Annotated in this window: 7 protein-coding genes; 6 read left to right on the forward strand and 1 reads right to left on the reverse strand. The window is 45.3% G+C overall.

The window, feature by feature from the left end; translation table 11 throughout:
• The first annotated feature begins 2 nt into the window (after nt 1–2).
• The 3 genes from HGO97_RS21110 to HGO97_RS21120 are packed head-to-tail and all read left to right on the forward strand — an operon-like array spanning nt 3 to nt 5,068.
• Nucleotides 3–1,178 (forward strand): trans-sulfuration enzyme family protein, encoded by a 1,176-nt coding sequence (locus tag HGO97_RS21110; protein WP_216244982.1) that lies wholly within the window; start codon nt 3–5, stop codon nt 1,176–1,178.
• 47 nt (nt 1,179–1,225) lie between these two features.
• A complete protein-coding gene (locus tag HGO97_RS21115; protein ID WP_216244984.1) occupies nt 1,226–2,344 on the forward strand; it encodes a uroporphyrinogen decarboxylase family protein in 1,119 nt (372 codons plus the stop codon).
• Nucleotides 2,345–2,374: 30 nt separating this feature from the next.
• Nucleotides 2,375–5,068 (forward strand): glycosyl hydrolase, encoded by a 2,694-nt coding sequence (locus HGO97_RS21120; RefSeq protein WP_330654314.1) that lies wholly within the window; start codon nt 2,375–2,377, stop codon nt 5,066–5,068.
• Nucleotides 5,069–5,169: 101 nt separating this feature from the next.
• Here HGO97_RS21120 and HGO97_RS21125 read toward each other — a convergent pair whose 3' ends face one another.
• Complete coding sequence (locus HGO97_RS21125) at nt 5,170–6,516, reverse strand: DUF4474 domain-containing protein (RefSeq protein ID WP_216244985.1); 1,347 nt, start codon at nt 6,514–6,516, stop codon at nt 5,170–5,172.
• Nucleotides 6,517–6,926: 410 nt separating this feature from the next.
• Here HGO97_RS21125 and licT point away from each other — a divergent pair, with 410 nt between their 5' ends.
• The 3 genes from licT (at nt 6,927) to HGO97_RS21140 (ending at nt 11,267) form a co-directional block, all read left to right on the forward strand.
• Nucleotides 6,927–7,772: a BglG family transcription antiterminator LicT gene (gene licT, locus HGO97_RS21130; RefSeq protein ID WP_216244987.1), complete on the forward strand. Its 846-nt coding sequence runs from the start codon at nt 6,927–6,929 to the stop codon at nt 7,770–7,772.
• A gap of 87 nt (nt 7,773–7,859) precedes the next feature.
• Nucleotides 7,860–9,830, forward strand: coding sequence for a beta-glucoside-specific PTS transporter subunit IIABC (locus HGO97_RS21135; RefSeq protein ID WP_216244989.1), 1,971 nt, complete (start codon nt 7,860–7,862; stop codon nt 9,828–9,830).
• 12 nt (nt 9,831–9,842) lie between these two features.
• Nucleotides 9,843–11,267, forward strand: a complete 1,425-nt coding sequence (locus tag HGO97_RS21140; protein ID WP_216244991.1) for a 6-phospho-beta-glucosidase — start codon at nt 9,843–9,845, stop codon at nt 11,265–11,267.
• The last annotated feature ends 160 nt before the right edge of the window (nt 11,268–11,427 follow it).

Below are 11,427 nucleotides of genomic sequence, written 5' to 3' on the forward strand. Positions count from 1 at the left end.
ATATGCAGAAGAGAGACGACAGATTAGCAATCACACATCTGGGAGAAGAACAGAGCAAATATTTGAATGCGGTAGTGCCGCCCGTATTTATGAATTCTCTCCATATTTTCGACAGTATGGAATCTTATGCGGCTCGTGAGGATGAGCATGCATATGTATATGGAAGAGTCACGAATCCCACAGTACAGATTTTAGAGGAAAAGGTGGCAGCGCTGGAAGAAGGGTGTATGGCACTGGCATTTTCCAGCGGAATGGCAGCGGCATCGGCGGCAATTCTTGCCGTATGCCGCGCCGGCAGCCATATCATTTGCATGAGGGATGTCTATCAGCCGATTAAAAATATCTTGAACCGTTATTTTATCCCGAGAATGGGAATTACCGTATCTTATTGGGACGGGCTGGATTTAAACGAGCTGGAGGCATTGATTCAGGAGGATACGGCGATGATTCTTCTGGAGAGTCCGGCGACGTTCGTGTTTACCGTGACAGATATCAAGGGAGCGGCAGAGATCGCAAAGGCGCATGGGGTGAAGACCTACATCGACAATACGTTCTGTACACCACTTTATCAGAAGCCGCTTACGATGGGAATTGATATTTCGATGCATACACTATCCAAGTATATCGGGGGACATAGTGATATTATCGGAGGAATCCTGATCGTGAAGGATGAGGAGCTGGGGAAATTGATTCAGGATACCATCCGGGAACTTTTTGGGGGAATCTTAGGACCTATGGAGGCCTGGCTTGCAATCAGGGGACTGCGTACCATGCATCTGCGTGTAGAACAGCACCAGCAGACTGCAATGATCGTGGCAGAATATCTGGAAAACCATCCGAAGGTAGAACGGGTCTATTACACAGGGCTCAAATCGCATCCCCAGGCAGAGCTGATCGCAAGACAGCAGACGGGACATACCGGGTTGATGAGCTTTGTATTGAAAAGTGAGCCGGAAAAAGCGATCAAGGTGGTCAATCAGATGAAGGTCTTTGAAATCGGTTGTTCCTGGGGCGGATTCGAGAGCCTGGCACTATGTCCGCTTATCCATTATTCGTCGGAGGAGCTTGCGTTCTTGAATTTGAAAGAGCGTGATAAAGGACTGATTCGTATCCACTGTGGACTTGAGGGGGCGGATGTCCTGATCGAAGATCTGGAACAGGCATTGAGGGAAGCATAAAAGCAAGGCAGGTGCCAGTACAAGAGATAGAATATGAGAGGTATCCTATGACAAACAGAGACAGAGAATTTGCAACCTTGAATTTTGGCGATCCAATGGGACGCGGAGCTGTGGAGGAGACGTTCTACCCGTGGGATTTAACGGTAGAGCGCTTTCATAAAGAAGGGCTGCCGGAGGATATTTCGATGGGGCTTAGAAAGGAAGCGCCGGAGAAGGAGGAAGTGTCTTTTACAGGGGCGGATTCCGGGAAGAAGATGATTTCTGTAGATGAGACATTTCTCAAGGTGAGTTTTGGCGGTCCGGTCATGGTGTATGAGGAGTATCTTGGCTTTGATCCTGTCAAGCGGGTGAAGTTCGAGTTTCCTTTTGGAGAGGAAAGCGGAATCATGCTGCACGCCTATGAGGATTGGACGGCTTTAAAGAAACATATAGAGGCAGAAGCAAAACGGTGTCTTTCAGAAGAGCAGGTAGAGCAGTTATGCAAAGGGATGCAGGCAGGACATGAGAGGGGAGATTTTTCTGTACGATTGAGCCTGCAGGGATTTTTCTGGATTCCCAGGGAACTTTTCGGAGTAGAGGAGCACTTATTTGCTTTTTATGACGAACCCGAGTGGATGCATGAAATCAATGAGTTTATCTTGAATCTGTATGAAACATACCTTCCTCGTATCCTGCATATCATTCAGCCGGATGTGGTCTATATACAGGAAGATTTAAGCGGTAAGAATGGGCCTATGATCTCACCGGAATGTTTCCGGGAATTCGTGGGGGCATATTATCAGAAGCTGGTTCCTTTCCTGAAAGAGCATGGATGCGGGAATGTGTTTGTAGATACGGATGGGGATTTTATGAAGCTGATTCCAGAGTTCTTAGAAGCGAAAGTGGACGGCTTTCTGCCGATGGATGTGAATGCGGGGATGGATATCATCGCTGTGAGAGAGGCATATCCAAAGCTTAAGTTTATCGGTGGATTCAATAAATTGAGAATCGCGGAAGGAAAAGAGGCGATCGACAGGGAGTTCGAGCGGATTCTGCCTGTTATCAGGCAGGGTGGGTATCTCCCGGGTGCAGACCATCAGGTACCGCCTTCAGCTTCCTTTGAGAATTATAAGTATTATATCAGCAGACTGAAAGAAGTAATGAAACAGGCCTGTGCGGATGCATGAGCACCCACGGGCAGCCAGGAGGAGATAGCAGTGAATAGAGAGGACGTAAGACATCAGTTATGGCACCCGCGCAAGGAAACAAAAGGCCGGACAAGATGGTGGTGGTATGGCTGCGCAGTGGAAAAGGAAGAAATTATCCGGGAATTGGACATGATGCAGGAGGCAGAAATCGGAGGGGTAGAGCTACAGATTTTATATCCTTTACAAGCAGATGAGAAAGAAAAAAGTTTACAAAACTACGAATATCTATCTCCGGGCTATTTCGAGCTGATTCGGTTCGCTGCCGATGAGGCCGCTGCCAGGGGAATGCAGTTCGATTTGACGCTGGGGTCCTCATGGCCGTTCGGGGGGCCGTTCATGCCAGAGGAACTATGTGGGCAGAATGTCCTGCCATTTAGTATTGATGTGGAAGGTCCGTGTACATTTTATAAGGATCTGACCACTGTCATTTATGGAAAAGTGGTGGGCGCGGTGCTTGGAAAAATGGAAGGTGCCCAGATGATGCCAGAGACCATCGTGGATATTACAGACCATGTAGTAGATAAATATCTGTTCAACTGGCCGTGGGGAACGGAAATTGAGGAAATCGACATACCTGCGGGCCTGCACAAGATCGTACTTTTCGTTTCCAGTGATAAGAAGCAAAGGGTACTAAAACCGCTGCGGGGCGGTGATGGACTGATTATAGACCATAATAGGAAGGATTCTCTGAGGAAGTTTCTAGAATATGGCGGAGATCCAATTGTAGAGGCGGTGGGACAGGGGAAGATCCAGAACTTTTTCTGTGATTCCATCGAGGTGTTCGGACATAACTGGACGGATATTCTGTACGATGAATTTAGAAAGCGGCGCGGATATGAACTCAGACCATATATCTATGCTTTGTGGGGAGAAATCAAAGGGATGACAGACCAGGTCAGATATGATTACCAGAAAACGATGGCAGAGCTGACGGTCGAGAACTTTTTCCAGGAATTGACGGCGTGGTGCCACGAAAAGGGTGCAGTCTCCAGAATCCAGGCACATGGGACCTGGGGAGACATCCTGCAGGCATATGGGGCAGCAGATATCCCGGAAGGAGAGACATTTTCTGCATTTGACAGATATGAGGTGAATACAGTACATCGGAAGCTGGCAGTTTCAGCGGGACATGTATATCATAAACCAATCATTTCAAATGAGTCTTTTACGTGGCTGCGTTTCCCACGGTTCGTTGTTTCATTGGAAAATATAAAAGCAGCGGCAGATAGTATTTTCCTGGATGGAATCAACCAGATCGTGAACCATGGATACAGCTACAGTAAAGACGACGATGAGAAGATGCTGGCCTTTTATGCATCTACGAACATCAATCATACAAATACGTGGTGGAAGTACTATAAGAAGCTGAGTGTCTATATCAACCGTGTCTGTGATTTTATGCAGCGCGGCGAGCCTGTTGTGACGACGGCTGTGTATCTGCCTCAGCATGATATCTGGGCAGAGACGCCGATCGCAGATACACACATGTGCATGAAGTTGGATGAAAGGCTGCAGGTTGCATGTATTGATGGAATCCATAAAGCCGGATACTGGTTTGACTATGTGAATGATGATGTGCTAAAGAATTGGAAAGATTATGGATATGACACCCTGCTCTTGATTGAATGCGATCGGATTCCACTTGAAACAATGGAGAAAATTCGAGAGTTTGCGGAACATGGAGGAAGGGTCATCGCTGCAGAAAGAGTTCCTAGTAAGTCATGCGGCAGGATGCATTATGAGGAACGGACAGCAGAAATATGCCGGATCGGAAGTGAGATGAAAGAACAAGGAAAGCTGACGGTCACATCCGATAAGTTCGAGAGTCTGATTCAGGAATTGCGCAGAGTGAAAAAGCCGGATGTCCAGATTTATCATCATCCCGACACCGTGGGATATGTACATCGAAGAACAGATACAGAAGAGATATATTTCATATCAAATGTAAGTATAAATGATATAAAAGAAATAATTAAGTTTACAAAGAATAAAAAAGGTTTCTGTGTGTTTGATCCTATGGATGGAAAGGAAAAAGAGATACATCAACTGAATATCGCGGAAGATGGAATCGAAGTCAGTGTGGATTTAGATGCCTATCAGTCGCTGCTATTTGTGTTTGGACAAGATATCGCCTTCCCTTCTGTTGAAAGGGAAAAAGAGACAAAAGAGAAATGTCTGGAGCTTTCCAATGGATGGACATTGGAGATTCCTCAAAAGGCATTCCGTAAGGAATATGATATCCTGGAAGGATGGGAGAGAGAGCCGGAGCTCAAATATTATTCTGGCAGTGGTTCTTATAGCAAGACATTCCAGATTTCCGAAAGCGCTTGGCAGCAGCTTCAGGATGCAGACACTGTGCTGCTAGAGCTGGAACATATTGGAAAGACCGCGGAAATCTATGTGAATGGCACATTTGTTGATACAATTATAAAGCATCCTTACCGTGTGGATATTACCGGTCTTCTAAAGCAGGGTGAGAATAGGATAGAGATTACAGCAGTAAATCTTCTGATCAATCGGATGATCGATCCAGAGTATCCGGAGAGACTGGAAGAAACGATTCTGCCGCAGTGGCCATATGCATCAGGTGGATTGAATGAGTGCAGGAAGGAACGGCTGTTTAACTGGAGAGAAAGAGAAATGGTGAAAGAACCATACCCATCAGGAATTTGGGGGAAGGTCGAGATTACCGTACAAAAGTAGAATTGGGCAATGGGGGTGTATCAGCTCAGATTGGCAGAGGAGTATGAGTGTAAAAATTCCGGAAATGTAAACATACATCTCCGGAATTTTTTTGTCATAAACTATAAGAAGTCATCCTCATCCTGTGTATTCCATCTTTCATTTTCTGGCGGTTCTTCATACCTTCTATTTTCAGGGTATGAGTTCTCCCGATAAGGCTGGCACAAAGGTTGATTCCTACAATCCATATTACAATTATTGCGCCGTCTCTGTTGTCCTGGCTGCTGGTTCAGACCAGATGGGCAGTCAGGACAATGATGCGGAGAGCAGTGATGCATAGGAGAATTCAGGCAATTGTGGGGCGGGCAAGGGCGCATGGGAGGCTCTGGGCAAGGGCATACCGGAGGCGGACACGGCTGTATAGGCGGAGGACATGGCGTTACCGGAGGTGGACACGGCTGTATAGGCGGAGGGCATGGCGTTACCGGAGGCGGACACGGCCCTACCGGCGGATGTGGATCTGGTTTTGGACCCGGGGTGATTCCTCCCAGCCAATCCTTGATCCAGTCGAATGCTTCATATACTCCGCGTGCATAGAGAGAGTCCAGGAATATCTGGTACAGTTCTGGCGCCATTGCCTTTAAATATTCCAGTTTATCCAGTGTATCACTATATTTTCCGGTAGCAAATTCATACAGCTTGCAGTTATTTCGATTAGTCTGCTGTACAAGTGTTTCACTGGCTTTATTGCGGGATTCTGTCTGAGGAGAATGGGGCGTTGTATAATGGATAGATACGGTGTTCCTTAATAAAGAGTATTCCTTTTTATGATACCCTAGTTCCGTCAGACTGTCGACAAATGCATTGCGCATCCCACGGTCAGGGAATGTGATCTTAGCATCCATTGTCAGCAGGCTGGTCTGAGAGAACATTCCCAGTTTAAAGCCTGTAAGCCACCAGTGTACTGCACTGCGCCGCAGAATGACTTTACCATTCCTGCGGAGTATAAATGACATTTTCAGTCTTTCCTCATTTGAGATGTTTTCATAAAAGGTTCCCTGAAACTTTTCGGTATCGATATCACTGCGCTCGGTATGATAAATACCGATTTCTCCGCCTGTCGTGATGCCGTACTGGCCTTTCCAAAGTTCAATGAGCCAACGTTTTCCACCATAAGAAAAGGTGACGGGTTCACAGTCCATGATCATATTGAACAGAGGCGCTGCTTCATCATAAAGGCGGCAGTAACCGACCTCTCTCTGCCAGCAGTCCATTAGAGAATAAAAATAGTCCCCGTTCAGTTCATAAGCGAAACCGGTCTCTTCAAGATCAACATTCAGTTCATTCTGCTGGTTTTGTTTATTGCTATCAGGCCGAAAACGACGGCTTCTGACCCGCCATATGATGAAGATGAGCAGTATCAAAAGAATCAGGATAACTGCTGCGATAATAAGATAATTTGTAATCATATTATTTTATCCTTTCTATAATATTATTACTATATCTTATTCCATAGCGGTCTTTTCGTGACGGACGGTCCATGATTCGTGAATTGGTATCGGGCAGATTTACCAAAAATTGAATTTAAATTTTGGACAAAATGGAGAAAGTCAGATCTTGAGTTCCAGATAGAATTGACTTCTTTAAAAAGCTGTGTTATGCTCCTTCATGTAAATGGGATGGTGATTGCCAAGGCAAGCTAAACCTATATGTAGAGATATATTTGGAAACAGAGGTTTTCCAGGTCTATTTGTGCATATAGGTTTTTTTAATTGAATGCAGGATAAGTAAGAGCATCCTGTTTACTGCCTAAGCAGCAAAAGCGGATTGCGGATGTCCGCGTTACCGGAAATGTTTTCGATATAAGGGGAATGTGAAAATGAAGATTTTTAAGACTCTGAATAATAATGTGGCGGTCGTACTGGATGAAAAGGGACAGGAAAAAATCGTGATGGGAAAGGGCATCTGCTTTCAGAAAAGGAACGGCGATGAGATACCGGACGAGGTCATCGACAAGACCTTTTTCCTGTCGGAATCCGAGGCAAATAATAAATTTCAGGTGCTGATTCAGGATGTCCCGATGGAGCATATCGCAATCGGTGAGGAGATTATCACCGAGGCAAAACTGCGGCTGGGAAATAAGCTCAATGAGATGATCTACATTTCACTGATCGATCATGTACATACCTCCATTGTCCGTTTCTTGGAAGGCGTGACGGTGAAAAATGTTCTGCTGTGGGACATCCGCAGATTTTATAAAGATGAATTTCAAGTCGGACTGTGGGCGCTGGACCTGATTGAGGAAAAATGTAAGGTTCGGCTTCCGGAGGATGAGGCGGGTTTTATCGCACTGCATCTGGCGAATGCCCAAATGAACGAAGAAAAAATGCACAATATGTATGAAATTACCAGAATCATGCAGGAAATGGTGAATATCGTTAAATATTACTTCCATATAGAATTTGATGAGGACGATGTATATTATTATCGGTTCATCACACATTTAAAGTTTTTTGCAAAACGTCTGACCGAACATAAGACTTATCAGGAAGACGAGAACGATGACCTCTGGGAAGTCATCCGGGAAAAGTACCCGCAGGCTTTTCGATGTGTGGAGAAAATCACACAGTTCATTCAGAAAAAGTATGATTATCAGTTGTCCAAGGAGGAACAGCTTTATCTGACCATTCATATTGAACGTGTGATCAATAAAACAGGGAAATAGACCTACTATATCTTACGTATGCCAGGATGGTGACATTAAGTTGGCCAAACCTTCATAAATATATTTTTTATCAATGGAGGAAACAAAATGGGTAAGTATGAAAATCTGGCAAAAGAAATTGTCAAAAATGTCGGCGGTAAAGAAAACGTCATCAGTCTGACACACTGTATCACAAGGCTTCGTTTTAAACTGAAAGACGAAGGAAAAGCAAACGATGATGTCCTGAAGAATATGGATGGTGTCGTGACCGTTATGAAAAGCGGCGGGCAGTATCAGGTAGTCATCGGAAATCATGTGCCTGATGTCTATGGGGATGTGATGCCGCTGCTTGGTCTTGAGGAGGCTTCACATGACCAAGAAAAAGAGAAGCCATCCGGCAATCTCTTCAATCGGTTCATCGATGTTATTTCTGGAATTTTCCAGCCGATTCTTGGTATTATGGCGGCCTGCGGTATGGTTAAAGGTCTGAATGCTCTGTTTGTGGCAATGAATCTGTATTCGGATACCTGTGGAGGCTATCTGGTGCTGAATGCGATCGGAGACGGCCTGTTCAACTTTCTTCCGCTGTTTCTTGGGTATACAGCGGCTAAGAAGTTTCACCTAAAACCAATGCTGGGATTGGTCATCGGTGCGATCATGTGCTATCCGACGATACAGGCCAGCGCCTTGTCATCGGGAGGCGATGTGTTATATACCCTGTTTACAGGGACAATGTTCGAATCGAATGTATACACAGATTTCTTCGGAATCCCACTGATTGCTATGAACTACACAGGAACTGTGATTCCAGTTATTTTTGTCGTATATTTTGCATCCAAGTGTGAGAAATTTTTTAATAAATATATACCGGATCTGGTGAAATTTTTCTTTGTGCCGATGCTGACACTGCTTGCAGCGATCCCGGTAGGTCTTCTACTGATTGGACCCCTTGCGACATTTGCGTCGACTCTGATTGCGGAAGGTGTTATGACAGTACGAAATTTCAGTCCGATGCTGGCTGGTGCAATCGTGGGGCTGACCTGGCAGATTCTTGTGATTTTCGGACTGCACTGGGGATTTATTCCAGTCTACATCAATAACATTATGACAAATGGTTTCGATAACGTAATGATGCCGTTCTTTGCATGTACATTTGCTACATCGGCGGTGGTATTGGCGATCTTCTTTAAGACGAAGGATAAACAGATGAAGGAGATGGCGCTGCCGAACTGTATCTCTGGTATTTTTGGTGTTACTGAACCGGCCATTTACGGAATTCTGCTTCCCTTAAAAAAGCCGTTCATCATCAGTTGTATTGCAGGAGGAATCGGTGGTGGATTTTATGGAGCATTCAACTTTAGAAAATTCATGATGGGCGGTATGGGAATCTTTGAATTCCCGGCAATGATAGAGCCGGATGGTAGCATGGGCAACCTGATCGTTGCTGTTTCAGGTGCCGTAATTACAATGGTGATTGCTTTTGTGGCAACGATGGTTCTATATAAGGAAGATCAAGTGGATACGGCTGTGCTGGAATGTGGAAAAGCCAAGGCAGATACAGACTTTGATGTGGAAAACAGTGCTGTAGAAATAAAAACGGGGGAAAAGAAGGACGACCTGCTGAAAAGGGTAGAGGTTGCCAGTCCGATGAAAGGGAAGGTGCTGAAATTAGAAGCGGTTCAGGATGCTGCATTTTCATCTGGTGTCCTGGGAAAAGGAGCGGCGATTTTGCCAGAAGAGGGGAATGTTTTTGCACCTGCAGACGGAGTGGTCTCTACTTTATTTCCAACGCTGCATGCTCTGGGACTGGAAACAGAGGATGGAGTGGAAATCCTGATTCACATTGGACTTGATACGGTTCAATTGGAAGGAGAAGGATTCGAGGCGATGGTAAAACAGGGAGACCATGTGAAAAAGGGACAGCTCCTTGTGAAGTTCGACCGGGAATTCATTATGAACAAAGGATTTTGCATGGAAACACCTGTGATTATTACAAACACAGATGATTTTCTGGATGTAATTGAAAGTGGAAAAGAGCAGGTCGATCCTTTGGAGAAGCTGCTGGAGATCTTGAGATAAGGAGGTGTTGTCATGGGATTGCGAAAGGATTTTTTATGGGGCGGAGCAACTGCAGCCAATCAGTGCGAAGGTGGAATTTCTGAGGGCGGCAGAGGGCTTGCCAATGTAGATGTCTGTCCTTCTGGCAGTGATAGAAATGCAGTCATTACGGGACATATGAAGATGCTTAAAATGGATGATGCCCATACATATCCAGCCGCGGAGGCAATTGATTTTTACCACCATTTTAAGGAGGACATCCGCCTGTTCGCAGAGATGGGATTTAAAGTCTATCGGATGAGCATTGCATGGACACGAATTTTCCCCAGGGGGGATGAAGAGGAGCCGAATGAAGAAGGGCTGAAGTTTTATGAAGAGATATTCAAGACGTGCAGAAAATACAAAATACAGCCGTTAGTGACTATTTCTCATTTTGACTGTCCAATTTATCTGATTCAAAAGTATGGCGGCTGGAGAAGCCGGAAGATGATTGATTTTTACCTCCATCTCTGTGAGGTATTATTCACGAGGTTCAAGGAATACGTGACGTACTGGCTGACATTCAATGAGATCAATATGATTCTCCACGCACCATTTATGGGCGCGGGCATTTATTTTGAAGAAGGGGAGAATGAGGAACAGATCAAATACCAGGCAGCCCACCATGAATTGGTGGCGAGCGCTCTGGCAGTCCGTATGGCGCATGAGGTAAATCCTGTGAATCAGGTGGGATGTATGTTTGCAGCAGGCAGTGCATATCCCTATACATGCAGACCGGAGGATGTCTGGGAGGCACTGATCACGGACCAGGAGAATTATTTCTTTGTAGATGTACAGGCAAGGGGATATTATCCATCCTATGCGCGAAAGAGGCTTGAGAAAAAGGGAGTATTTCCGAAGATGGAGCCGGGAGATGAGGAGATTTTAAGACGGCATCCAGTCGACTTTATATCGTTTTCCTACTATAACAGCAGATGTATTGCGGCGCCCGGAAGCAAACAGGAGGAAGCAGAGGGGAATCTGTTTCGATCGGCGAAAAATCCTTATTTGGAATTTAGTGAATGGGGATGGCCCATCGACCCGCTTGGCCTAAGAATCACGCTGAACCAGATATATGACCGGTATCAGAAGCCGCTGTTCATCGTAGAGAATGGCTTGGGCGCGGTGGATATCCCAGATGAGAATGGGGAAATCATAGATGACTATAGAATTACGTATCTTAAGGAGCATATCCGTGCGATGAAGGCCGCGGTGGAAGAGGATGGCGTCGATTTGATAGGATATACCTCCTGGGCTCCGATCGACCTGATCAGTGCAGGGAGTGGCGAAATGCGGAAACGCTATGGGTTCATCTATGTGGATAAGCAGGAGGATGGAAGCAGAACAATGAACCGGAGCCGTAAGAAGTCATTCTATTGGTATAAGCGTGTGATTGAATCAAACGGGGAGATCTTGTAGAAATGTTCACTTGCCAATAGGTATATAAAAAGGCTGCACCCGTCAAGGGCAATGTCACTAAGTTAAGATTAATGAAAGGCTTCTATACTATATCAATAGTATAGAGGTCTTTTTTTGTATTTTCTCATAAAACAGTTGACAGGCATCAAAAAATATGTGG

This window comes from Faecalicatena faecalis (assembly GCF_012524165.2).
Lineage (GTDB): Bacteria > Bacillota > Clostridia > Lachnospirales > Lachnospiraceae > Faecalicatena_A > Faecalicatena_A faecalis.